The 25,568-nt window shown below is 41.2% G+C and carries 15 protein-coding genes; 4 read left to right on the top strand and 11 right to left on the bottom strand.

Annotation, left to right across the window (positions count from 1 at the left end; genetic code table 11):
- Positions 1-8: 8 nt before the first annotated feature.
- From ACOFKR_RS12795 to ctlX, 9 genes are all read right to left on the bottom strand, one after another.
- Positions 9-1,010 carry a FecR family protein gene (locus tag ACOFKR_RS12795; RefSeq protein WP_419801198.1) on the bottom strand — a complete coding sequence of 334 codons (1,002 nt, stop codon included), beginning with the start codon at positions 1,008-1,010 and terminating at the stop codon, positions 9-11.
- 127 nt (positions 1,011-1,137) lie between these two features.
- Positions 1,138-1,686 carry an RNA polymerase sigma factor gene (locus ACOFKR_RS12790; RefSeq protein WP_419801197.1) on the bottom strand — a complete coding sequence of 183 codons (549 nt, stop codon included), beginning with the start codon at positions 1,684-1,686 and terminating at the stop codon, positions 1,138-1,140.
- Positions 1,687-2,024: 338 nt separating this feature from the next.
- A complete protein-coding gene (gene ligA, locus ACOFKR_RS12785; protein ID WP_419801196.1) occupies positions 2,025-4,040 on the bottom strand; it encodes an NAD-dependent DNA ligase LigA in 2,016 nt (671 codons plus the stop codon).
- 279 nt (positions 4,041-4,319) lie between these two features.
- Entirely contained in the window at positions 4,320-8,558 is a 4,239-nt protein-coding gene (locus tag ACOFKR_RS12780; RefSeq protein WP_419801195.1) for a two-component regulator propeller domain-containing protein, read from the bottom strand.
- Between the two features lie 314 nt (positions 8,559-8,872).
- Positions 8,873-9,262 (bottom strand): DUF1634 domain-containing protein, encoded by a 390-nt coding sequence (locus ACOFKR_RS12775; RefSeq protein WP_419801194.1) that lies wholly within the window; start codon positions 9,260-9,262, stop codon positions 8,873-8,875.
- Positions 9,259-10,092 (bottom strand): sulfite exporter TauE/SafE family protein, encoded by an 834-nt coding sequence (locus ACOFKR_RS12770; RefSeq protein ID WP_419801193.1) that lies wholly within the window; start codon positions 10,090-10,092, stop codon positions 9,259-9,261. The genes ACOFKR_RS12775 and ACOFKR_RS12770 overlap by 4 nt, the downstream gene beginning before the upstream one ends.
- 50 nt (positions 10,093-10,142) lie before the next feature.
- Positions 10,143-11,243, bottom strand: a complete 1,101-nt coding sequence (locus ACOFKR_RS12765; protein WP_419801192.1) for an oxygenase MpaB family protein — start codon at positions 11,241-11,243, stop codon at positions 10,143-10,145.
- Positions 11,244-11,323: 80 nt separating this feature from the next.
- Positions 11,324-12,718 carry an arginine decarboxylase gene (locus ACOFKR_RS12760; protein ID WP_419801191.1) on the bottom strand — a complete coding sequence of 465 codons (1,395 nt, stop codon included), beginning with the start codon at positions 12,716-12,718 and terminating at the stop codon, positions 11,324-11,326.
- An 88-nt stretch (positions 12,719-12,806) separates the two neighbouring features.
- On the bottom strand, positions 12,807-13,694 hold the full coding sequence (gene ctlX / locus ACOFKR_RS12755; protein ID WP_419801190.1) for a citrulline utilization hydrolase CtlX: 888 nt from the start codon (positions 13,692-13,694) through the stop codon (positions 12,807-12,809).
- A gap of 153 nt (positions 13,695-13,847) precedes the next feature.
- Between ctlX and ACOFKR_RS12750 the strand changes: the two genes are divergently transcribed.
- Positions 13,848-14,153: a hypothetical protein gene (locus tag ACOFKR_RS12750; RefSeq protein ID WP_419801189.1), complete on the top strand. Its 306-nt coding sequence runs from the start codon at positions 13,848-13,850 to the stop codon at positions 14,151-14,153.
- A gap of 16 nt (positions 14,154-14,169) precedes the next feature.
- On the opposite strand, the gene ACOFKR_RS12745 is transcribed toward ACOFKR_RS12750, so the two are convergent.
- Entirely contained in the window at positions 14,170-15,603 is a 1,434-nt protein-coding gene (locus tag ACOFKR_RS12745; protein WP_419801188.1) for an arginine deiminase family protein, read from the bottom strand.
- A 152-nt stretch (positions 15,604-15,755) separates the two neighbouring features.
- On the opposite strand from ACOFKR_RS12745, the gene argS reads away from it, so the two are divergent.
- From argS to ACOFKR_RS12730, 3 genes are all read left to right on the top strand, one after another.
- Positions 15,756-17,525, top strand: coding sequence for an arginine--tRNA ligase (gene argS, locus ACOFKR_RS12740; protein WP_419801187.1), 1,770 nt, complete (start codon positions 15,756-15,758; stop codon positions 17,523-17,525).
- A gap of 233 nt (positions 17,526-17,758) precedes the next feature.
- The gene (locus tag ACOFKR_RS12735; RefSeq protein ID WP_419801186.1) at positions 17,759-20,734 is read left to right on the top strand and encodes a SusC/RagA family TonB-linked outer membrane protein; all 2,976 of its coding nucleotides are present in this window, start codon (positions 17,759-17,761) and stop codon (positions 20,732-20,734) included.
- A gap of 25 nt (positions 20,735-20,759) precedes the next feature.
- On the top strand, positions 20,760-22,250 hold the full coding sequence (locus ACOFKR_RS12730; RefSeq protein ID WP_419801185.1) for a RagB/SusD family nutrient uptake outer membrane protein: 1,491 nt from the start codon (positions 20,760-20,762) through the stop codon (positions 22,248-22,250).
- 129 nt (positions 22,251-22,379) lie between these two features.
- Here the strand turns inward: ACOFKR_RS12730 and ACOFKR_RS12725 are convergent, their stop codons facing one another.
- Positions 22,380-25,517 carry an efflux RND transporter permease subunit gene (locus ACOFKR_RS12725; RefSeq protein ID WP_419801184.1) on the bottom strand — a complete coding sequence of 1,046 codons (3,138 nt, stop codon included), beginning with the start codon at positions 25,515-25,517 and terminating at the stop codon, positions 22,380-22,382.
- Positions 25,518-25,568: the final 51 nt, after the last annotated feature.

Genomic DNA, 25,568 nt, shown 5'->3' with positions numbered 1-25,568 from the left:
AATAATGATCAATTACAACCCTTGCCCGAAATCACCGCTTTGTTGCCTTGCAGGCTAAAGCCGGAATTGGTCAGTTTGGTTATCACCGTTAGTATTTGTGCTAATTGTTTGTGCTGAAAAACAGCGGAAATGCGGCAGTTTTTTAACTGCGGGTTGCTTAGCGTGGTTTGTACGCCAAACTTTAAACTTAGCTGGCTGGCTACTTCATCCAACGGTGCATCTTCAAAAACCAGTTTGCCATCCTGCCAGGCAATTTTATTTTCCGCATCAGCGATCAAAACTTTTTTAAAGGATGATTTTACAGTGTTCAACACGGCTTCCTGATTGGACGTAAGCATCAATTGCCTGCCGCCAGATGCTTCTTTTACGGCTACTTTTCCGGTAACTACCGTAACTTTCATGCTGGCGGATCTGGCATAAGCATCAACATTGAACGAAGTGCCTAAAACCTGCGTTTGCAGCCTGCCCGAGTGCACAATAAAAGGTTTGTTACGGAGATGGACTACCTGAAAAAATGCTTCGCCATCCAGTGTAACTTCACGTGTTTTGCCATTAAAAGTTTTTGGATATTTAATTGTGGTGCCTGCGTTTAAAACAGCTTTACTGCCATCTGCAAAAACCAGTGTTTTAGTGGTTGTGTAAGGGACCGTGTAAGTAATGTACATTTCCCGCTGTTTTGGCTGGTGCAAAACAGAGAACAGTATCACCAAAAAAACACCTGTAAAAACAGCAGCGGCCGCGTAATACCAGGCAGAAGGCAAGCGTTTTGTTTTTTGAGCATTTGCCTGTAACGCGCTTGTTCCTGTTGTCTGCTGATAAAGCTGTCTCCAGTCCGGCTGTTGGATGTTTTCTTCCGGACCGGTTTTTTCCCACAAAGAAAAAAATGCGTGATTAAGCTGGTTTTCTGTTGGCAACTCTCTAAACAAAGCAAACAACTCTGCAATTTCTGCTTCAGTTGCTTTGTTTTGGGTGTAAAGATTAAATAATTGGTCAAACCGATGATCGGGCATAGTTCTTTGGGTAAACTAAACCAAAGACACTTGAAAATAGCGGGAGGACTAATGCGGACTGATATTTTTTCTGAAAAAAGATATTCGGTACAAAAAAATATTTTTTAAAAGGTTCAGGTTGAGATTTTTACCTTAAAAACAGCAATAAAATAGCTATGGAGATTCCGTTTTTGCTTAAATAATTGTGGATATGCTTTAGTGCGGAAACTATATGGTTTTTGACCGTATTGCGGGACAGATTTAGCTGAATGGCGATTTCTTCATGGTCTAAACCTTTTTTCCGGCTTAGCTCATACACCAGCCGTCGTTGCGGTGATAAACAATCCAGTGCCTGCTGTACCAAAAGCTGATAATCTGCGGCAATCAGTTTTTCGTCCACATTATTCTGTTCGGGCGTGGCAAAAGCTAAAATCTCTTTTAAAAGGCGTTCATCACAAGCCACTTTACGCAAATGGTTGAGTGCCTGGTTGCGTACGATTTTAAAAACAAAGCCATCCAGGTTATTGATGCCGGCCAATTTGTCCCGGTAAAGCCAAAGTTTGATAAAAATTTCCTGCGTGACTTCTTCTGCCAAAAACGGGGATTTCACAAGTTTCAGTACATAAATATAAATGCGCTTTTTATACTGCTCAAAAAGGCAGTCAAAATTTAAAACAGCTAAACGCGCAGGCTCCATTTTATTTAACAACAACTTGTTAATAAGCAAATAAGAAAGGCTTAAATTAAATAAAATTTACATTAGATGATTTTTATTTTAAACATTATTTAACTTTTGATTTAACAATGGCACAACACGGTTTTGAAAATTGTTAAACTTAGCGGCTGTTTAAATTTTGTCTGATTTATTTTCCATGCTTCTTTTACCGTATAAAAAACCATGCTTCTTTTATCGGTATAAAATCCAAAATTTACTGGCTAAAAGAAGCATTATAAATTTAAACAGCTTCAAAGCCGGATATTTTGCAACGGGTTGAAAATCAAGCTGATTATCAAGTCGGGATTTGTTCAGCACATTTAACCTTCTATCAACGCCACTAAATCCTGTTCAGAAATCATCGGGATGTTCAGTTTTTGTGCTTTTTCCAGTTTTGCCGGTCCCATGTTATCGCCTGCCACCAGGTAATTGAGTTTTGCGGAAATGCTGCCCAAAATTTTGCCGCCGTTCTGTTCAATCATCTGCTTCAGTTCCTCGCGCGAAAACCGCTCGAAAACACCGGAAATGATAAAGCTTTTGCCAGATAGTTTTTCACTTTGCAGCACATCGGTTTCTTCTTTTGTGCTGAATTGCAAACCGGCGTTTTTCAACTTTTCAATTTGCGCCAGGTGCTGCGGAACCAGGAAATATTCGATCAGGCTTTCGGCAATCCGGTCGCCTATTTCATCCACCAAAATCAGGTCGGTAAAAGAAGCATGTTGCAAGGCATCGATCGTTTTAAAGTACCGCGCCAGTTTGCGGGCAACGGTTTCGCCCACAAACCGGACACCCAAACCAAAAAGCACTTTTTCAAAAGGCATTTCTTTGGATTTTTCAATACCCGAAAGCATGTTGGTGATGGATTTTTCGCCAAAACGTTCCAACGTTTGCAACTCGTCCGTACGTTCTTTCAACTCATACAAATCGCTAATGTGATGCAGCAAACCGCGTTGGTAAAAGTTCTCGATCGTTTCATCGCCCAAACCATCAATGTTCATGGCTTTTCTGCCGATAAAATGCTGGATTTTACCAACAATCTGCGGCGGGCAACCTTCGTCGTTCGGGCAGTAATAAGCCGCTTCCCCTTCTTTCCGCACCAAAAAAGTATTGCAGCGCGGGCAGTTGGCTGCGTACACAATTGGTTCTGCTTCTGGTTTCCGCAATGCTTCGTTTACACCGGTAATTTTGGGGATGATCTCGCCGCCTTTTTCTACATAAACCGTGTCGCCTTGGTATAAATCCAGCCGGGCAATTTCGTTGGCGTTGTGCAAAGTTGCCCGTTTAACGGTGGTTCCGGCCAGCAAAACCGGCCTTAAATGAGCAACCGGCGTAACGGCACCCGTGCGGCCAACCTGATAGCCCACGCTTTCTAAAATGGTTTGTGCCGATGCCGCCTTATATTTGTAGGAAATGGCCCAGCGCGGCGATTTTGCCGTAAAACCCAGTTCTTCCTGCTGTGCAAAACTGTTTACTTTCAAAACGATGCCGTCAATATCATAACTCAGCTTAAAACGCTCGGTTTCCCAGGTTTTGATAAAGGCCAAAACTTCCCGGATATTGCTGCAAAGCGCGGTATGCCCGCAAACCGGGAAACCCCAGCTTTTAACCGTTTGCAAGCTTTCCCAGTGGGTTTTAAACTGATTTTTATGGGCGTAAAAGAAGTACAGGAAACAATCCAGCGGACGCTTTGCCACCTCGGCAGAATCCTGCAGTTTGACCGTGCCCGAAGCAAAGTTGCGCGGGTTGGCATAGGTCACTTCGCCATTTTCCAAACGCTCCCGGTTCAGTCTTTCAAAAGCTTTTTTGTGCATAAAAACCTCGCCCCGGATTTCAAAAGCCTCGGGGTAATTGCCCGGTTTTAAGTGATGCGGGATAGCGTGAATGGTTTTGATATTATTGGTTACCTCATCGCCCTGCGTGCCATCGCCGCGGGTCACGGCGCGCAAAAGTTTGCCATTTTCGTAGCTCAGGCTGATGGACAATCCGTCAAACTTCAGCTCCGCCACGTATTCAAAATTGCTGCCGATGGCTTTTTGGACACGCTGGTCAAAATCCAGCAAATCCTGTTCGTTGTACGTGTTCCCCAACGAAAGCATCGGCCACTGGTGCTTTACAGTTTTAAATTCTTTGGTGATTTCGCCGCCCACTTTTTGCGTAGGCGAATTTGGGTCGAGCAGTTCCGGGAACTGTTTTTCCAGAGCGGCCAATTCGGATAATTGTTGGTCAAAATCCTGATCGGCAATACTGGGCTGGGCCAGCACATAATAGTTGTAATTGTGTTGTTTCAGTGCTGCGGACAAGGCTTCCGTGCGCACTTTGGCCTCTGTAAAAGTCATGCCGCAAAGATAGGAAAATGCAGTGGGGATTAATAAGCAGGAGCGGGATTGAAACTTGCGTTGATGTGTTTAAACCCAGTGCCTGTTTAAACTTTTAGCTGCAGATTTTTAATGCTTCCTTTATCGGCTAAATTTTGCTTTTTTTAATTTCTGCCGATAGAAAAATACTTAAAACCACCAATTTTCAGGCGGTAAAAGAAGCATGTAAAACTTTATATAGTCTCCAAATCAATACCAAAATTTAGCCGGTAAAAGAAGCATGAAAATCAGCCCGCAAAATCAGGAAACTAAATGCGTGGCCAGTTGCTGAAGTATGCCCATTAGTTTATCTATTTTGATAGGTTTGGAGATATAATCATCCATGCCAGCCTGCAAACAGGCTTCGCGGTCTTCAATCATTGCATTTGCCGTGAGCGCAACAATGGCAGGCTGGGCAATGCTTTGTTGCCTGATGTGGCGGGTTGCTTCCAGGCCATCCATTTCGGGCATTTGCATATCCATCAAAATCACATCATGGTGGCAAAGTGCAAGCTGCTCAATGGCCTCTCTGCCATTATTTGCCAGGGTGGCCTTGTAGCCTAAGCGTTCAAGCACTTTTAAAATCAGTTTCTGGTTGATCTGGTTATCCTCTGCAACCATAATTTTTAATGGATAAGCAATTGCAAAGTTCTCATTCAGTAAACTTTCCGGTTTGGCAGGTGCTTCGGCCGGTTTGGGCTGCATCTGGAAAGCCGATAAAATTACCCGGCTTAAATGCTGCTGCTTGACCGGTTTTGTCAGGATGGCCGAGAAAAGGTCATGGTATTGTTTTTTGGTTTCATCACCTACAGAACTTAATAAAATCAGAGGCAAATGCTGATGTTTTTGTTTGATCAGGTTGCCCAGTTCCACGCCGTCCATTCCGGGCATCTGCATATCGGTAATAACGAGGTCAAAATCTGATTTATGGTCAAGCAGTTCCAGTGCTTCTTTGCCTGATGGCAACGTTACCGGTTTTAAATTCCAGTTTTCCAGCTGCAGCTGCAAAATCCGCCGGTTGGTAGCGTTATCGTCAATCACCAGCACTTTCCTGCCTGCCGCTGCTGTCATGTTGATCGTGGCGCAAGGCTTTTTATCTTCCTGGCTGATGTTGCAGATGATCGTAAAACTGAAAGTAGATCCTTCGCCGTAAACGCTGCTTACCGTTATTTTTCCGCCCATCAATTCGATCAAACGTTCGCAAATAACCAGCCCTAAACCGGTGCCGCCGTAATTGCGCGTGGTAGAAGAATCCACCTGGGAAAAAGCCTTAAAAAGTTTGCTTAGTTTTTCTTCCGGAATGCCGATACCGGTGTCTTTTACTTCAAAATCAAGCTGTATTTCGTCTGCATTAAACTGCTTACTAAAATTCACCCCTAAAAACACTTCGCCAGCTTTGGTAAACTTTAAGGCATTTCCTAAAAGATTGATCAGGATTTGGCGAAGGCGCATACTGTCGCCGGTTATCTGTGCCGGTATTTTATGGTCCATCTGATACATCAAATCGATGCCAGATTCTGCTGCTTTTCCGGCCAGCAAATCCAGCACTTCCTCAACACAGGTACGTATGTTGAAACTGTGCGGGTCCAGCTCCATTTTGCCCGATTCTATCTTAGAAAAATCCAGAATATCATTAATTACATTAAGCAAAGCTTCGCCGCTGTGCAATATAGTTTGTGTAAACTCATACTGCTCCGGATCCAGTTTTGTATCGTTTAAAAGAGAAGCCATCCCCAGCATACCGTTCATCGGCGTGCGGATTTCGTGGCTCATCGTAGCTAAAAAAACACTTTTGGCCTGGTTGGCTTTTTCGGCATCTTCGGTTTGGCGAACAAGTTTTTTATTCAGTATTTCCAACTCGTCTGATTTGGTGAGCAACTCGTTGTTCAGCCCTTTCAGGTCTTCAGCTTGTTTGTTTACCTCTACGGTCCGTTCTGTAACCTGTTTCTCCAATAAGTATTTTTGCTGCTTAATTTGTCCAATCCGGCTTTTGTACCAGGTATAAACAAGGCTGCTTATCAGCAACAGACTAATCGCCCTAAACCACCAGGTTGCCCAAAAAGGAGGAACAATTATGATTTGTAAACTATCAGTTACCGGCGACCAGTCACCGGCCCTGTTTTTATATTTGATTTTAAAATGATACCTGCCCGGCGGCAAATTAGTGTAAGATGCCATGTTGCGCCTGCCAACATAGTTCCACTCTTTTTCAAATCCGTCCAGCTTAAAAGCATACTCTTTTTTATCTCTGGAAACAAAATCCAGCACAGCGTACTCCAGAGAAATAAAAGATTGGTTGTAGCCGAGCGTGATCGATTTGGTGTAAGAAATGCTTTGTTTCAGCGGGGAAGGGTCATCGCTGTTTTGGGCAATATTTAGTGTTTTGTTAAACAACTGAAAATCAGTGATCACAACCGGCAAAAAGGTTTTTTCCTGCGTGATCTTTGCCGGATCAAAAACATTAAACCCGTTTATACCGCCAAAATACATCAGGCCGTTACGGGCTTTTAAAGCAGCATGTGCTTTAAATTCAGCATTTTGCAAGCCATCTTCGGTTGTAAAATTTTCAAATTTATGGCTGATGGGGTCATACTTAGAAATGCCCTTGTTGGTGCTGATCCATATTTTGCCCTGGTTATCTGCTCTTGCGGCATAAATCACATCACTGGCCAAACCGTCTTTTTTCTTAAAAACGGTGAAATGATGTGTTTGCGGGTTAAATACATTTAAGCCGGAGTTGGTGCTGATCCACAGATTTCCTTTGCTGTCCTCAGCTAAATCCGCTACAGAATTATTACTGATGCTGTTGGTTTTATCTTCATGCTGAAACCGTGTAAATTTGCCTGTTTTCCGGTCCAGCAGGTTCAAGCCGCCATCAAATGTGCCAATCCATAAGTTTTCGTGTTTATCTTCAAGCAAACTATAAACCAGGTTACTGCTCAGGCTATTTTTGTTGTTAGGGTCAAATTTATAACACTTAAATTTTTTGGTTGATGCATCATAAACATTCAAACCATCATTATAAGTGCCAATCCAGATTTTATTGTCTTTAGCAGGTACAATAGCGTAAATGTTATTGCCGCTCAGGCTGCTTGTATCCGCCGGATTATGTTTATAGTTGGTAAACTGGTGGGTAGTTGTGTTAAACACGCTGATGCCATCTCCCCACATGCCAATCCATATATTTTGGCTGCTGTCTTCCGCTAAAGCCAAAACGTAATTGCCTGCAATGCCTTGTTTGTTTTTTTGCTGTTTAAAAGCAGTAAAAGTGCCTTTTAAGGGATCAAACTTGTTTAAACCGCCGCCATCAGTGCCTATCCAGATGTTTCGTTGCGAACCTTCAAACAAATCAAGCACAAAATTATTTGATAAACTGCCGCCCGAACTGTTGTGCCGGTAATGTATAAACTTATCAGTGCTTTTTTTAAATAAACTTATCCCTGCGCTAAAAGCACCCAGCCACATATTGCCCAGGCGGTCTTTGCAAATGGTGTACACCGAGTTTCCGCTCAAACTTTTGTCGTCAATATCATCATGCTGATAGTTTTCAAAAGTGGTTTTGTTTTTATTTAAAATGCTGATGCCGGCGTTTTCAGAACTTACCCACAAACTGCCGTTGCTGTCCTCGTTAATGCTGAGGACGTTATCTCCGGCCAAACTGTTCTGGTCGGTTTTATTATGTATAAAACGACGAAAAGTTTTATCTTTTTCCTCGAATAAATTAAGCCCTTTTCCGGAAGTGCCAACCCAGATGCGGTGCGCTGCATCTTCAAAAATACTGCTGATCCCATTTGAGGACAAAGAAGTTGGTATGCTGTTTTTATAGGTATATTTTTGGAACAGGCCGGATTTTTTGTCCAGCAGGTTTAACCCGTTTGCGTTCGTGCCAACCCACAACCTGTTTTTAGAATCGTAAAACAAAGCGGTAATATTGTTTTCGCTGATGCTGTTCGGGTTATTGCTGTGTAAATAATGCTTAAAAACCCTGCTTTTGGTGTTGTAAAAATCCAGTCCGCTGTTTTGGGTGGCAATCCATAAGTTTTCGTTTTCATCCCAAAAAATTTTATTGATGGCGTTGCTGGCTATCGTGTTCGGGTTATGGCCGTCATGCAAAAAACGGATAAATTTTTCCTGCCTCACATCAAATTTATTGATGCCGCCGTTAAGTGTGGCTACCCAAATGTTCCCGCTTTTATCTTCTGTAATATCCTGGATAAAATTATTGCTGATGCTGTTTTTATCATTGATATCATACTGGTAAACGATAAAATTATAGCCGTCGTACCGGTTTAGTCCGTCGCGGGTCCCGATCCACATAAAACCCTTGCTATCCTGAAAAATACAGGTAATATTGATTTGTGAGATACCTTCCGTAACGCCTATATGATCAAATTTAATTGTTTTTTTCTGGCAGAAGGAATGGAACGGCAAGACGAAGAAAAAGCCGATCAAATAAATAATCCCTCTTTTTAAAACAGGATGACGGCCGGAAATTTGCATTTAATCAGTGTTTGCAGCAGGTTTTTTTACTGATACGCAAATAATTTTAATACGTTGCTTTTTTATGTTGGATAGTTAGAAGCTGGGTTAAAAATCTGCAATTTGAGGGCGGTTTGTATCGAAATAACAAGAATTTGTTTGTATTTTATTCAGTCTGATTTCCATGCTTCTTTTATCCCATAAAAAACAGGAATTTCCATGCTTCTTTTATCGGCCTAAAATTGAAAAATCAAATTTATAGGCATAAAAGAAGCACGGTGATTTTTTTGACATAAATTTAAACAGGCTTCATGGCTTTTTTGTGCACGATAACCTTATCCGGCAGTTCCGCTGAGCATACTCAGCAAAATAATCATTAGCACAAGCGTAGTGATGAAGATGTACAGATAATCTTTTTCCAGGCTGAAACTGATGATGGAAAGCACTATCCGTGCAATTGGCGTGGCAATCAGCAATAAAATGCCAGCCTGGATAATTGCCCGGCCTTTCATCGCCGCAACGCCGCTGAAAATACCTTTTATGTTTTTTAAAAAATCAGGTTCGCCTTCAAAATTATGGTAAGATGCGGTTTCGTGGCCGTGGCGGTAAACGTAAATCAACCCGCCGATAAAAACCACCGACATGGAAATGATCACGCCCCAGCGCAGCACGGTGCCAATCAGTAATTGTACGTCTGCATCTTTAAAAACCTTTTTCGCGCTCATATATGTCCGGTAAAACCTTTGTAAATCATTTGTATAGCCAGTATAGAAATCACAATGGCAAAAATAATTTTGAGTGATTTGGAGTTCGCTTTCACCAGGATTTTAGAACCTGTTACCGCGCCCAAAACCACGCCCAGCATCACCGGCATGGACAAACCCGGATCGATATAACCGCGCTGCAGATAAATAACGGCACTGGCCGCTGCCGTAACGCCGATCATAAAATTGCTGGTGGTGGTGGATACTTTGAACGGGATGCGCATGATGTTGTCCATCGCGATCACTTTTAGCGCGCCCGAACCGATGCCCAGCAAACCGGAAATCACGCCGGCAAAACCCATCAGCCCAAAGCCGCCAAAAACATTGCGCACGCCGTAAGGGATTTGCCGGTCCTGATCCGGATAAGAACCGCTCAATTTTAAAAATGCCGCAGGTTTGCTGGAAACAGGATCGGCCTGCAGGGTTTTTTTGTTGAGCGACATAAAGGCGGAGAATATCAAGATCAGCCCAAAAATTATGGCGATAAAAGAAGCAGGGACATAGCTGGACAAAAACGCGCCACCAACTGCACCCAATGTAGTGGCAATTTCCAGGAACATGCCCATCCGCATATTGGTGATGCCTTCTTTAACGTAAGCCGAAGCTGCACCGGAAGACGTTGCGATCACCGAAACCAGCGACGCGCCAATGGCGTAATGGATATCTACACCTAAAACCAGCGTAAGCAGCGGAATAATCACCACGCCGCCGCCCAAACCGGTAAGCGAACCGAGCAAACCGGCAAAATAGGCACCAATTAAAATATATACCGTTAAAAGAAGTATCGTCATGTCAGTAGGAAAATCCGGTTTAAGGTAATACTTCTTTTAGCATATATTTTTCAGGAAGTTAAAGTTTGAGGCAAAACGTAGCGCAAGTTTGGTTTTTTATGGGAAGCAGGCCGTAATTTTTGATAATCCGAACGCTGGTTTTGGTAAGAAAACTTGGTGTTCAACTGCTTCAAAACCTGAAAATTACTGATCAGCTGCAAAAATTTTATGGTTGAAACGGGCGCAGGTTCCGGTGGCAAGGTCAATAAACCGGCAACTTCATCACCCATCAGATAGCGCATTAATTGCATGGTTTGTTTGGGTTGAAAATTAGGATCGACCAAAGCAAAATACCTGACCAAAGATTTTGTAAGCGAAATCCCGTGCGCTGAAGATTTAAAATTGCGCAAACGGATGGCTTCTTCTAAAAGTAAAGCTTCTTTGCCGGTTTCGGGCAGCAGGCGTTCATCTACGCCCAGCAAAAACCCGATCACGTTCCACAAGTGCATAAAAGCCTGCTGATCAGCATAAGCAACCGCGAGCCCGAACTTGCGCAAACCACGGACCACCAGCAATGAAAACGATAAATTGGTGCCTGCCATATCTTCCTGGTTTACGGGCAAACCCCAATCGGCTGCGTTCCATTTACTGCTTTTACTGGTATAAAAACGGATGGCCGCGTGCAGCAAACGCACTTTTAAAATGCTGGTAAAACCTTTGCCATCGGGTTTAAAAGCGTTTGGTGCCATTACGTCCCACACAAAATCTGCGGTTTCGTTCAAGCGGTGTTCGGGTTTGTTTTTAATGCGTTCCGACAGATCAAGCACGCGTGCACCATCCGCCGCGGCGTAACAATACGGCAAAGAAAGCAGGCCAAGTAAATTCATGATGGCACCGGCGTGGACGGCAAAAAACTTTGCGCCTTGATCCATCAGTTTCTGATCTGCCCAGGACGGAAGTTTTTTGGCCGATCGGAATGCTTCTTTTACGGCATAAAAATTGGTAACTTGTTGTAGGTCAGTGTTTACATTGATGAAATCCAGCAAATTCCTGAATGCTGTTTTTTGAACATCATCTGCAAAAACTTCCGAAATTAAACTATCCGCAGCAACATCTCCGCGAAGGCGCATCGAAGCCAAAAATTTAAAACTATAATCTGTTGCCGGTTTCATTTTGTTGGTTTAAAGATAAAGTAAAACCCGGCAGGAATAGTTTGGTCCGCAGAAAACGAAACTGAAATATGATAAACAGATTAGGTGGTATAACCCAAAATTTTGAGCACTTGCTTACTATTTTGTTCTTCACCAAAAACATCAAAATTAAAGGTTTCGTCGCGGTTTCTGCGGATGATCACATGTTTTGGAGAAGGCAGCAAACAATGATGGATGCCGCCGTATCCGCTCAAAACCTCCTGATAAGCACCGGTATTAAAAAAGCCAAGATACTGTACTTTGCGCGTTTTGGGCATGTAAACGCTGTTCATGTGTGCTTCCTGGTTGTAATAATCTTGGCCGTCGCAGGTAATTCCGCCTAAATTAACACGCTCGTATTCGGTGTCCCAGTTGTTGATCGGCAGCAGAATATATTTCTGGTTCAAGGCCCAAACATCAGGCAGATTGGTGATGAAAGAACCGTCCAGCATCAGCCATTTTTCGCGGTCGTTTTGCTGTTTTCGGCCTAAAACCTTGTACAAAATCCCGGAAGCTTCGGCAACGGTATATTTGCCAAATTCGGTGATGATGTCCGGTTCAACCGTTTCGTTTTCGGCACAGATTTCTTTGATGCGGCTCACAATTTCGTTCACCATGTACTCGTAATCAAAATCAAAAACCAGCGAATCTTTAAATGGCATCCCGCCGCCAATGTCCAGCGTGTCCAAGTCCGGGTTGATTTTTTTAAACTTGCAGTAAAGCGTTACGTATTTTTCCAGTTCGTTCCAGTAATACGGCGTGTCCGAGATGCCCGAATTGATAAAAAAGTGCAGCAGTTTAACTTTAAAATTTGGGTTGGAGATGATTTTGGTGTTGTAAAAATCAATCACATCTTCCATGCGCACGCCCAAACGCGAAGTGTAAAACTGCGAATCCGGCTGCTCTTCTGCCGCAATCCGGATGCCGAGGTTGCAGGGTGTGTCCAGCTCAACCTCGTCATCATACAGGTTAAATTCCTCTTTATTGTCCAAAACCGGGATGATGTTTTTAAAGCCATCATGCAGCATATCAATGATATACTGTTTGTATTGATAAGTTTTAAAACCGTTGCAGATCACGGTCATATCTTTGCTGAGCGCACCTTTTTTCTCCAGCGCGTCAATCATCGGCATATCAAAAGCGGATGAAGTTTCCAGGTGGATTTCGTTTTTCAAAGCCTCTTCCACAATATGCCGGAAGTGCGAACTTTTGGTGCAGTAACAATATTTGTACGAGCCGCGGTAATTGTTTTTTAAAATGGCCGACTGAAACAGCAGCTTGGCCTGCTGTATTTTTTTGCTGATGAGCGGCAGGTACGTAAAACGCAGCGGCGTGCCGTACGTTTCGATCATTTCCATCAGGTTTAAATCGTGGAAATACAATTCATCATCAATAATTTCAAAACCTTCCTGCGGGAAACCCACGCTCAGGTCCAGGAATTCTTCGTAGCTCTGCATCTAATAAAATTTTGGCAAATGTGTGGTTTTTATACGGATTATATCACCATCAGGCCGTAATTTTTGCAGATGGTTTTCGGGCTTTTTTTCATACTGTTTTTACCGGTAAAAAAACTTCCGCCATCATACATCTGGCACTGCCGCCGCCGTTGGTTTCGATGGTGTTTAATGGCGAATAAATCAATCGGCAGAATTTTTCCAGCGTTTTGATTTGTGCTTCTTTTAGCGATAAAAAAGCGGTTTCAGACATCGCCAATAAACTTTCCCCCGCATTGTTTTCAAGCTGGAGCATGTTGCCGGCAAAAGCGTTCATCTGCCCAAAATCAATTTCAATGATTTCTTTCCCGGATTGCTGCAATGCTGTTTTTACCATACTTTTTTCAGTATTGTTTGGGATCGAATCCAGGCAAATCACGGCAAAATGATCGCCCAAAGCCATCAAAACGTTGGTGTGGTAAATGGCTTTTCCGGTTTCGTCTTCAGCATGAAATAAAATGGACCGATAACCGGACAATCTGCAAAATTCAGCCAAAACAACTTCATTGGTCCTGGGCGATAAACTAGCATAAGCCAGCTTGTATTTTCGGTCCAAAACCATACTGCCGGTGCCTTCCAGAAACTGGTTTTGCTGTTCAAAATGCGTTAAATCAAAAACCCGGTTGATGGCGAATGCTTCTTTTATCGCCCCAAAAACCTTGCGTTCCAAACGCCGGTTTTCGGCCTGCATCGGATACAAAACCACAGAACCGTTTTCATGAAAAGATATCCAGTTGTTCGGAAAAACCGAATCCGGCGTATGCAGTTCCGGCGTATCGTCAATCACCATCACCTGAACACCGTTTTGCCGTAAAATTTTTACAAAAGCATCAAATTCCTGTAAGGCATTTTGCTGTACTTCCGCTTGTGCACCGTTTTTCTGGAACGCGTTGCTGGCGGCGGTTTGCTCGTTAAAACCAAAGTTTATGGGCCGTATCATCAGTATTTGGGAAGTCATTTATTGCTATTTCTTTAATTATGGGCTTGTTTGCCCGTTTAAATAATCATTCTCTTAAAATGTAACCAACTTAATGTATTTTCATCATTTTTTGAGATTGTGGTAATAAATTTTCGTTTGCGGTGTTAAATCTGCATGGCAGCCTACTACGCTGTTTTTGTGAAATTGATTACGCAGGGTTTTTGCCGAAAAAAATTTATTATGACCAAAATTATCATCCAAACTGGTAAATACAGGGGTTTGTACCAAATTATCCTATTGAAATGTAAAAGTTTTTTTATCCTGAAATGGTGGGAAGCAGTAAGCATTACCGAACATGTTGAAGAAGAATCGATCAACAAACTGGGCGAGCTGATGAAAAAATATAATGTAAAACAATGCGATATTTACGATTGGAGCGGTGATAAGTATTATGAGGAAGCACTGAAAAAAGCAGTGTAAAAACAGCATTACAGCTTTAAATTTCGTCCCGGAAAAGCGGCATACTCATGCAATGAAAACCGCCGCGCGCACGCGAAAGTTCTGCTGATGGAAAAGTGATGACCGTGTTTTGGATTTCGTCCGGCCGCAATAATTTTAGTTCAAATTGCTGTAAAAGGTTTTCTGCGGAAATGATTTCAAAACCTTTTGCGGCAAAAGCAGCAAGCGTTTTATCATTACGGTCATAACCCAAAACCACGCCTTCTTTTAAAGCCAGTAAATTGCAGGAATCGGTCCATTGTTCGCGCGAATCATACGGGAAAACATTGTTGCCGGAATAAATAAATTCGGTTGCTTCGGTGCTGCCCAATTCTTGTCGGCTGATTTTGTCCAGCAAATCTTCCAGTTTTAAAAATTTACGCGGATGATCGATTTTTCCTCTTTCAAACTGAATGATTTCCGGCCGGTCCGGTTTTTTGATTTCCATAAGATGATCGATCGGTTCGGTGTTTTCCGTTTTTTCCTCCGCATTGAACAACGATGAAAGCAGCACCCAAACGTTCTTTTTTACCTGTGTAAAAACAGTATCCAGGTGCATAAAATTGCGCTTGTGCGGGATTTTGACAATGGTAACTTTTTCCACAACATGCTGCTCAAACAAAATTTTGATCACCGCGCTGGCAGCCTGCGGTGTGGTGCGTTCGCCGCAGCCAATCAGTAAATGGTTTTTGCTGATCATCATCACATCGCCGCCTTCCAGCGTGTTTTGTGCATCAATTTCTCCTTCGGGGATCAAAAACTGCTGCTCTGTTTGCGGCACTTCAATAATATTTTGCCGGTAATTTTCAAAAATCGGGTGGTTAAAAAAGATGTATTTGGTAAGTAACGCTTCACGCGTACGTGCTTTTCGGGCAGGTTTGTTCAGCAAAACATGCCGGTTGATTACCGTTCCTAAATCGCGTGTAAAAATCAGGTTTGGTATCGGCGCGAAAAATATATTTCCGTCTGGCATCGTTCCCGAAATCAATAAAACCGCCAATTGTACCGACGATAAACCTAATAATTGCTGCTGTTGCTGATACGTGCAGGTTTCGGTAGCACAAACGGCGGCCACTACCTGCTGGCGCAGGGGCAAATCATCCAGGATTTCAATCAGCAGGGCTTCCAGTTCTATCACTTTTTCTGAAGCATGAAAAGCCGTTTTGCCGGGTATGAAAAATTCACGCGTACTGTTTTTATCGGCTAAATTTTGGATTTTCCCCGGATCCAGAAAATACAACAAGATTTTGGTGTACAGATCATACTCTTTGCTGCGGATGGTTTCCAGGTGCACAATATCTTCAAACAACCAGTCCTGCGCTTTGGACGGTACAACTTTGCCCAAACCTTTATCCGGACTGTGTACCAAAAGTCGGCGTAGAGTGCCAATTTCGGAACTGACTTGTAACTGAAAATCTGTAGTTTGGAGCATAGGAGTTGTTTGACTGCAAATTTATCAGAAATAGTTGTATGCCTCACCCTGAATCCCTCTCCAAAAGAGAGAGACTTGCAAATTTCATCGCTTTATCTTCTTCTCCTGTGGAGATGGTTGGGCTGAGGCTTCTATTTGTGTAAATTCGCGCTATGGATTTTATTTTAGAAGCCGCCGTTCGTGCCGTAAAAACATTATTTGGAACTGATATTACCGCTGAAAATCTAACGCTGCAACAAACGCGCAAGGAGTTTGAAGGCGATGTTACCTTGATGGTTTTTCCGATCACCAGGTTCTCCAAACAATCACCGGAACAAACTGCAGCGGCTTTGGGCGGGTTTCTGGTGAATGAAATCGAAGAACTGGAATCTTTCAACGTGATTAAAGGTTTCCTGAATTTATCCCTTAAAAACAGCTATTGGGCGGATGTTTTTTACAACGAAATCAACCGGCCAGACTTCGGCCTCTTTCCTCCGAACGGGCAAAAAGTGATGGTGGAATATTCCTCGCCCAACACCAACAAACCGCTGCATTTAGGCCATGTGCGCAATAATTTGCTGGGATATTCTGTGGCCGAAATTTTAAAAGCGAACGGTTACGAAGTGATTAAAGCAAATCTGGTGAACGACCGTGGCATCCATATCTGCAAATCGATGCTGGCCTGGCAAAAATTTGGCAACGGCGAAACGCCGGAAACTTCCGGTTTAAAAGGCGATCATTTGGTTGGGAAATATTATGTGCGATTTGACCAGGAATATAAAAAACAAATCGAAGGATTAAAAGCACAAGGCGAAACAGAAGATCAGGCCAAAAAAAATGCGCCTTTGATTATAGAAGCGCAGGAAATGCTGCAGCAATGGGAGCAGGGCAACCCGCAGGTAATTTCGCTTTGGATGGACATGAACGAATGGGTTTATGCCGGTTTTGCCGAAACGTACAAAAAACTGGGCGTTGATTTTGATCAGTATTATTACGAATCCAACACGTATCTATTAGGAAAATCGCTGATTGATGAAGGTTTGGAAAAAGGTATTTTCTTTAAAAAACCGGACGGTTCTGTTTGGATTGATTTAACCGCTGATGGTCTGGATGAGAAATTAGTTTTGCGAGCCGACGGGACTTCCGTTTACATGACGCAGGATTTAGGCACAGCACAGCTTAAATACGATGAATATCATACTGATAAAGCGTTAAATGTAGTTGGCAACGAGCAGGATTATCACTTTAAAGTGCTGTACCTGATCCTGAAGAAACTGGGCAAAAGCTGGGCCGAAGGTTTGTACCATTTATCATACGGTATGGTTGATTTGCCTTCCGGAAAAATGAAATCCCGCGAAGGAACAGTTGTAGATGCCGATGACTTGATTGCCGAAATGGAAGATACTGCCAAAGAGCAAACCGATATTTTGGGGAAAGCAGTAGATTTTCCGGAGGAAGAAAAGCAGAAGCTGTATTATACCATTGGTATGGGCGCGTTAAAATATTTTCTTTTAAAAGTAGAACCTAAAAAACGTTTGCTGTTTAACCCGAATGAATCTGTGGATTTTCAGGGAAACACCGGGCCGTTTATTCAATATACTTACGCCCGGATCCGTTCGGTACTAAATAAAGGCAACTTTAATACAGATACTGTTTTTATCCCTATAAAAACAGTATCGGCAGTTGAGAAAGATTTGATCATACAATTGCAGCAGTATCCGGTAATTTTAGCTGAAGCGGCAACAGCTTATAGTCCCGCAGTAATTGCCAATTATGTTTATGAAACAGCCAAACTTTACAACAAATTTTACCATGAAGAAAGCATTTTGAAAGCTGAGGACGAAGAAATAAAGCAATTCAGGATGCAATTGTCTGATGTTTCTGCCAAAGTGATCAAAAATGCAATGCTTTTGTTAGGAATTGAAGTGCCGGAGCGGATGTGAAGATATAAAATCGTTAATTTTTGACCTTGAATCAGATAATTAATCGGTTTTGCTGAAATTCAATACGCCTTTTAACAATATAAACCCCACTTGCTTCATATTTAAAAATATTAACGACTAATTCGTTAGTTTTTATTATTTTTTAAGCTAATTTTTAGTTTTTTTAATTTATTTCAAAAAGCTGTGTTTTTTTACATATTTTCGGAATCGATATTAACTAAAACAAACAAAGCATGAAGCAAAAATTACTTATTTTTTTCTTGTTTGGATTATTTGCATTGCCAAGTGCATTTGCGCAGAACAGAAAAATTACAGGAAAGGTAACGGGGAGTGATGACGGACAACCGTTACCAGGGGTGTCAGTTCAAGCAACAGGAACAACGACGGGTACAATTACAAGTATTGATGGAACGTTTTCTATTAATATTCCATTGAATGTTAAAACACTTACTTTTACTTTTATAGGCTTTATTACACAGAATATTAACGTTCCTGCATCAGGAATCGTTAATGTAAAATTAGTAGTTGACAATCGGCAATTAAATGAAGTAGTAGTTGTAGGTTATGGTACCGGTACAAGGGCTTCAAATGTAGTTGGTCAGGTTGCTACAATCACTTCAAGAGATATTGAAAATAAGCCTATTGCAAATACATTTGACGCTTTACAAGGAAAAGTAGCTGGTTTACAAATTTTTACCTCTTCTGGCGAGCCTTCTGCAGTGTCTTCTGTCAGAATAAACGGTACTGGTTCATTAAGTGCAAGTTCCGCGCCTCTTTATGTGTTAGACGGGATACCTGTTGATCAAAATTCTATTCTATCTTTAAACCCTAATGATTTTGAAAATATTTCAGTTTTAAAAGATGCTTCTGCGACTTCAATCTACGGTGCACGTGCTGCAAATGGTGTTATTTATATTACTACAAAAAAAGGTGATGCAAATAGACCTGCACAAGTTGACATAACTACTCAATATGGTAAATCAAAACTTGCCAACATAGATTTTTTCAATCGGTTTATGAATTCTCAGCAGTTTTTGGGTTTTCGCTTAGCTACGGGTCAATTAACTCAAACACAAGTTAACACAATAAAAACTACTTATCCGTTTGACACTCAGTGGTACAAAACTTATTATAGGGATAATCAACCAACTTTTCAATCAACTGCAACAGTGTCCGGTGGCAGTGGTAAAACCAATTACTATGTTTCGACAGGTTATTTCAATCAGCAAGGTTTAGCTTATCGTTCAAAATATGAGCGTTATACCTTACGCTCAAATGTAAACTCAGTTGTAAATAACTGGTTGCAATTTGGTTTAAATATGGCAATTGGAACCGATCAGAGACAAACTAATCCTTACACTAGTAATAGTTTAGGTCGTGGTTTAGCCTTATTAGCAGCACCATATTACTCACCTGTTGATGCTAATGGCAATAAGTATACTTATATTCCTGGATGGAATCAGTATAATCCTGAGTATTTAGCCAATGAAACACCCAGCCCAACTAACCAAATAACATTTGACCCGACTGGTTATATTCAAATTACTCCTATAAAAGGTTTAACTATTAGAAGCCAAGGTGGATTAGATGCTTATGATCAAAGAGTTACTGCTTCAAGACTACCTTCGTATTTAGGATCATTAAATAATGGTTCTTTAAGTGAGTCCTTTATAAGAAGCATAACTAAGACTGTTACTAATACAGCAGAATATAAGTTTAATTTTATTAAAAGTAATAATGTTACATTTCTTGCTGGTCAAGAATCTATTGATAATACTTATACAAGTTTTGCTGGTTCTTCAACGGGACAAACCGATGATAGGTTATTGCTGCTTGGTAATGGACCTACTAGTATAGCTGTAGGTTCTAGCAAAACAGAATACGCATTTCATTCTCTTTTTGGCAGATTAGGTTATGATTTTGCCAGTAAGTATTTTGTTAATGCTTCTATTCGTCAGGATAAGTCTTCACGATTTGGCGTGAATAATCGTTCTGCTATTTTTTGGTCTGTTGGAGGGTTATATAAAATTAAAGAAGAAAATTTTTTAAAAGATGTTAACTGGTTAGATGATTTGTCTTTAAGAGCCAGTACTGGGAGTACCGGAAACTCAGAATTTGGTGTTACAAATCAAAATTACTTAAGTTATCAAACAGCAGGTACAAATACATATAATGGTTCTACTGGATTTGGTATTAATGCTGCCGGTAATCCTGATTTAACTTGGGAAAAACAGCAAAACACAACTTTTGGTTTTACGACTTCTTTTTTTGATAGGATTAGATTAGATGTTTCACACTATAACCGTGTTACTACTAATATGTTAGTTAGTGTTCCTTATCAGTATGTCGTTGGATTTTCAAGTGTTTATAATAATGTTGGTAAGTATCAAAATAGGGGATGGGATGTTAGTGTAGATTTTGACGTTTATAAAAATAGGTCTAAAAGAGCTTATATTACTCCTTATTTTAACTTTTTTACTAACCATGATAAAGTTCTGGAATTATTCCAAGGAAAAAATTACTGGGTACAGTCTGGAACAGGTGTGGCTTGGGTAATTGGCCAACCAGTATCTTTTGTGTATCCAATTTTTAAAGGTGTAAATACCCAAACAGGTTTACCAGAATGGTATGTGCCTGATGCTAGTAATCCAGGTGCAACTCGTCAAGATGCCAGTTCAGTTACTTCAACATTCAGTACAGCAGCTTTACAACAGAACACAGGTATTCGTCGTTTCGCTAAAATGACTGGAGGTTTTGGTCTGAATGCTGGTTATCAAGGATTTTCATTGGTAGCACAGTTTAGTTATGCTCTTGGTAAAAATCTAATTAACAATGATAGGTATTTTTATGAAAATCCCAACCAGTTTGTAGGGTACAATCAATATAATACAGTGTTAAACTACTGGAAAAACCCTGGTGATATAACTACATTTCCCAAGTATGGTGTACAATTTACCCAGTTCGATACCAGGTTAATTGAGGATGCTTCTTTTATGAGGCTAAAGGTGCTTACTTTAGGTTATAATATTCCTGCATCAGTTCTTAAGCCTACTAAAGCAATTAAAGGTGTCAATATATTCTTAACAGGACGTAATGTATTTACTTTTACTAAATACACAGGTCCCGATCCTGAGGTTGATTCTAATTTAGCTTTAGGCACTAATCCTAACACTAAACAATATACTGTTGGTTTGGGAATCAAATTTTAAAAAACGTTAATTTATAAAAATAACGATGAAAAAAATAAAAATAAGTTTAGTTGTTAGTGCAATTGCTTTGACAGCTCTTTCAGCATGTAAAAAACTTGAATTATATCCATATGACTCTATTGAAGTTACTCAGGCTTTTAAAACTATAAAAGATGCACAAACTTGGGATAATGGGTTATATGGTATTTTAAGAGGTAGAGTCTATGGTTCTTATGTAGTTAGTCAAGACGTACAAGCTGACCAATTGAATGCATCTTTAGATTACGGAAATAGGAATGGTTCACCACATCGATGGGGAGATTCATTTTTAGCTGACGACGGAGCAATTGTTACTGCTTGGTCTGGTTATTATTTTGGAATTGCAGATGTTAATACTGCTATAGCAGGGTTTGACAACATTACAACAACCAGTACAGCAGAAGCTGCTACTTTAGATAAATCCCGAGGTGACGCTTATTTAGCTAGGGCTTATTATTATCATAACTTGATTATAAGATTTGCAAAGCCGTATGAACCAGCTACTGCAGCTACAGATTTGGGTGTGCCACTTCTTACTGCTTATGACTTGAATGCCATGCCTGCTCGGGCAACAGTAAAAGAAGTATATGATCAAATTATTGCTGATTTAACAAAAGCGAAAACCCTTTTAGCAAGTACGGCTGGTGTTCAAGGATCAAGAACTTTTACTATTGATGCAGCATTGGCTTTAGAAGCAAGGGTCAGACTACACATGCAAGATTGGGTTGGTGCTTATACTGCTGCCAGTACTGTAATTGCTAATGGTAAATATCCTCTGATCTCATCCGTTACTAATCTTCAAAATTACTGGGGTACAGATGGTATTCAGGAAGATATATTGCAATTAAATGCAACAAGTACAACTGAAGCTCCAAATACTAATAACATCTATTTAGGTTATCTATCAGGAAATGGCCTTTACGATCCTGATTTTATTCCATCTAAATGGGTTGTTGATTTCTATTCTACTTCTGATATCCGGAAGGCTACCTATTTTTCTGCAAAAAAAGTAGCAATATCTGGTCAAACAGTCTCTGATATCTCATTAGTTAATAAATATCCAGGAAATCCATCTTTATATAGTTCTTCCTCCACTAACTACTACCAAAAACCAAAAGTATTTCGTATTGGTGAAGTATATTTAATTGCTGCTGAAGCTGCTGCAAAAGCTGGTAATGCTGCAAATGCACTCGCTGCACTTAATGCTTTACGTGTAGCGCGTGGTATTAATTCCGTTTCATCTTCGGGTACAACGTTAATTCAAGATATTAAAGATGAAAGGTTCCGTGAGCTTGCTTTTGAAGGCTTCCGTTTATTCGATTTAAAACGTTATCATGAAGGATTTACAAGGCACGATCCTCAAAACCTTAATATTATTAACATAGGTGCATCTTATAATACGTTGTCAGTGCCTGCTGATGCTGCTAAATTTACTTGGGGCTTGCCTACCAATGATTTGATCGTTAACCCCAAATTAGTACAAAATCCTGGATGGTAGTTGAATTATTAGTACACAGATTAAAAGTTAAGTGTAATGATAACAAACAATCATAACTACTAATAAATAAAAATCCGAATATAACAATATTCGGATTTTTATTTATTGAAAATCTCATGTTCAAATCGTTTACCCACTAACCGCTCCCAACTTCCGCAACAACTTCCGATTTTCCCTTTTGTGGATCAAATTGTAAACCATCTTATAAATGATCGGTAAAAGAAGTAAGGTTAAAATTGTTGAAGTAATCAAACCGCCAATTACCACAATGGCCAAAGGTTTCTGTGTTTCAGAACCAATACCGGTGGAAATAGCCGCCGGCATCAATCCGATAGCGGCCATTAAAGCCGTCATCACTACCGGGCGAACCCTGGAAATCACGCCCGTTAAGATAGCTTCATCAATATGAATACCTTCCAACAAGTTTTTACGGAATACCGAAATCAGGATAACACCATTTTGGATACAAACACCGAACAAAGCAATAAAACCAATACCGGCAGAAATACTGAAATTAGTGTTGGTAATGTGCAAGGCTAGAATTCCGCCGATCAGCGCAAAAGGTACATTCAGGATAACGAGGACAGCATCTTTCATGTTGCCAAACGTCATGAACAGGATCAAAAATATCACCAGTAAACAAACCGGAACAACATTGGCCAGCGTGTTAGAAGCCCGGATCTGGTTCTCAAATTCGCCGTTCCAGGTAAAAGAATAACCTTGATCCAGCTTTACAGCACGGTTAACTTTTTGCTGTGCTTCTGCAATGGTGCTGCCCAAATCCCGGCCACGAACCGAAAACTTTACTGCAATATAGCGCATGTTGTTATCTCGATAGATGAAAGCGGGCCCGGTCAGCTTAGTGATTTCTGCTATTTCTTTAATTGCAATTTTGGCACCGTTCAGTGTTGGCACCATCAGGTTTTCAATCTTTTCTTCGGTATCACGAAAATTTTTCTGATAGCGTACCCGTATATCAAATTTCCGTTCCCCCTGATATAAAGTTGTGGCCGCTTTTCCGCCGATGGCCATTTCAATAACCGCATTGGCATCGGCGGTACTAACGCCATACAAAGCCATTTTACTTTGGTCCAGCTCGATCCTAAATTCGGGCTGACCTAAATTTCTTAAAACACCTAAATCTTCTACACCTTCTATTTTTTTCAGTACACGCAGCACTTCATCAGCTTTGCCGTCCAAAACTTTAAAATCAGGGCCGAAAATTTTAACGGCCATTGATGCCGGCACACCTGCCACTGCTTCGGCCACGTTATCAATAATTGGCTGAGAATAATTGAAGATAATGCCCGGAAACTGGCTCAGCTTTTTGTCCATCTGCGCAATCAGTTCTTCCTGGGTAATTTTTCGTTTCCAATCATCTTTCGGGTATAAATCTACCTGGATCTGTACGTTAAAAAAACCTTTCGGATCTGTTCCGTCGTTTGTCCGGCCCACTTGTGAGAGTGTTTGTTTCACTTCCGGAAAAGAACCCAATATATTCCGCATTTTATTGGTAGTGCTCACAGAACTTTCCAGCGAAGTGCTCATCGGCAATTGCGCCGTTACCCAAAGTGCGCCTTCGTTTAGCTGAGGCAAAAATTCCGTACCTAATAATTTGGCCGAAGCAAAAGTTAAAGCCATGATCACCAGCGACACAATTAAAGTAAGTTTCTGGTTTTTATAGGTGAAATTGAACATTTTGTGGATGCCGTTTTCAAAAAACAGTACCACCGGGTTGTGCTTTTCCCTTACATTTTTACGAAGCAGAATGCTGGACAAAGCCGGAACCAACGTCAGTGTAAAAATTAATGCACCCAGCAAAGCAAAACTAAGTGTATAAGCCAGCGGAGAAAACATTTTACCTTCTACTTTCTGGAAAGCAAAAATCGGCATCAAACAGGTAAGGATAATCAGCTTGGAAAAAAAGATGGCTTTCCCCATTTCTGTACCCACGTTTTTAAATAAACCCAGCTTGGCCAGCTTATTAAAACGTTCCATGCCCACTTCTTTTGCCCGATGATCCAGCGCAACATAAATACCTTCCACCATTACCACGGCCCCATCTACAATAATCCCGAAATCCACCGCGCCCATTGATAACAGATTGGCACTCATGCCCTTCAGCTTTAAACAAATAAAAGCAAAAAGCAGTGCTAAAGGAATGATGATGGTAACGGTCAGCGTAGTACGCCAATCGGCCATAAACAAAAACACAATTACGGTTACCAGCACAATACCTTCAATCAAGTTGTGGATTACCGTGTGCGTGGCAAAATCCATCAGGTTGGTACGGTCATAAAAAACGTCGATCTTGGTGTCTTTTGGCAGGATATGTTCGTTCAGATCTTTCACTTTGGCCTTGATCCGAACCAAAACTTCTGCCGGGTTTTCACCTTTCCGCATCACCACAATGCCTTCAATACCTTCGTTTTCTTTATCGCGGCCAACCTGACCCAAACGCGGCAAACCACCTTCATGAATGTCTGCCACATTACGCGCCAAAATCGGTACGTTGTTCACATTTTTAATAATGATGTTTTGGATCTCGCTGATGTTGTTGATCACGCCAATCCCGCGCACCACATAAGCCTGGTTGTTTTTCTCGATCACATCACCGCCTACATTAATATTACTTCGGTTAATAGCGTTAAAAACATCCAGTGAAGTCAGGCCGTATTTACTTAGCAGGGCAGGGTTTACGCTTACTTCGTAATCCTTTTCTTCTCCGCCAAAACTATTCACATCGGCAACACCCGGAATGGCTTTAAACTGCCTGTCGAGCACCCAGTCCTGCAAAGCAGTCAACTCATGCAAACTTTTTATTTTGCTGCGGAGGGTGTAGCGGTAAATCTCGCCGGTTGGGCCGTAAGGCGGCTCTACTTCGGGTTTTACGCCATCCGGCAAATCAGCATTAAGCAATCGGCTTAAAACCTGCTGTCGCGCAAAAGCGTCATCTACATTATCATCAAAAATAATGCGGACGTAAGATAAACCGAAAGAAGACGTAGTGCGCAGGTTTGATTTTTTCTGAACAGAATTGAGCACCGTTTCCATCGGGATGGTAATCATGCGTTCCACCTCCTCGGCACTGTGGCCCTGCCACTGCGCAATGATAATAATCTGTGTATTAGTTACATCCGGAAAGGTTTCTATTGAAGTATTAAGGTAGCTGATTACGCCGAGGATAGCCAGGACGCCCGTCATAAAAAACACAAAAACGCGGTTTTTTAACGAAAAATAGATGATATTTTTAATAAACTTATCCATTGGTATGAGTTACCTTTTTTAGCTGGTTGAATAGTGATGCTTCTTTTATGC

Origin of the sequence: Mucilaginibacter sp., from assembly GCF_965201005.1 — a bacterium.
Classification (GTDB): domain Bacteria; phylum Bacteroidota; class Bacteroidia; order Sphingobacteriales; family Sphingobacteriaceae; genus Mucilaginibacter_A.
Note: the sequence above shows the minus strand (reverse complement) of the source record. Positions and strands in the feature narration are given on the sequence as shown.

What these genes read in the sequence shown, in the direction of transcription:
- ACOFKR_RS12775 (WP_419801194.1), bottom strand. Translation starts at nt 9,262, where the DNA reads ATGAGCGCGAAAAAGGTTTTTAAAGATGCAGACGTACAATTACTGATT.
- ACOFKR_RS12760 (WP_419801191.1), bottom strand. Translation starts at nt 12,718, where the DNA reads ATGCAGAGCTACGAAGAATTCCTGGACCTGAGCGTGGGTTTCCCGCAG.
- ACOFKR_RS12725 (WP_419801184.1), bottom strand. Translation starts at nt 25,517, where the DNA reads ATGGATAAGTTTATTAAAAATATCATCTATTTTTCGTTAAAAAACCGC.
- ACOFKR_RS12765 (WP_419801192.1), bottom strand. Translation starts at nt 11,243, where the DNA reads ATGAAACCGGCAACAGATTATAGTTTTAAATTTTTGGCTTCGATGCGC.
- ligA (WP_419801196.1), bottom strand. Translation starts at nt 4,040, where the DNA reads ATGACTTTTACAGAGGCCAAAGTGCGCACGGAAGCCTTGTCCGCAGCA.
- ACOFKR_RS12795 (WP_419801198.1), bottom strand. Translation starts at nt 1,010, where the DNA reads ATGCCCGATCATCGGTTTGACCAATTATTTAATCTTTACACCCAAAAC.
- argS (WP_419801187.1), top strand. Translation starts at nt 15,756, where the DNA reads ATGGATTTTATTTTAGAAGCCGCCGTTCGTGCCGTAAAAACATTATTT.
- ACOFKR_RS12780 (WP_419801195.1), bottom strand. Translation starts at nt 8,558, where the DNA reads ATGCAAATTTCCGGCCGTCATCCTGTTTTAAAAAGAGGGATTATTTAT.
- ACOFKR_RS12730 (WP_419801185.1), top strand. Translation starts at nt 20,760, where the DNA reads ATGAAAAAAATAAAAATAAGTTTAGTTGTTAGTGCAATTGCTTTGACA.
- ACOFKR_RS12750 (WP_419801189.1), top strand. Translation starts at nt 13,848, where the DNA reads ATGGCAGCCTACTACGCTGTTTTTGTGAAATTGATTACGCAGGGTTTT.
- ACOFKR_RS12790 (WP_419801197.1), bottom strand. Translation starts at nt 1,686, where the DNA reads ATGGAGCCTGCGCGTTTAGCTGTTTTAAATTTTGACTGCCTTTTTGAG.
- ACOFKR_RS12745 (WP_419801188.1), bottom strand. Translation starts at nt 15,603, where the DNA reads ATGCTCCAAACTACAGATTTTCAGTTACAAGTCAGTTCCGAAATTGGC.
- ctlX (WP_419801190.1), bottom strand. Translation starts at nt 13,694, where the DNA reads ATGATACGGCCCATAAACTTTGGTTTTAACGAGCAAACCGCCGCCAGC.
- ACOFKR_RS12770 (WP_419801193.1), bottom strand. Translation starts at nt 10,092, where the DNA reads ATGACGATACTTCTTTTAACGGTATATATTTTAATTGGTGCCTATTTT.
- ACOFKR_RS12735 (WP_419801186.1), top strand. Translation starts at nt 17,759, where the DNA reads ATGAAGCAAAAATTACTTATTTTTTTCTTGTTTGGATTATTTGCATTG.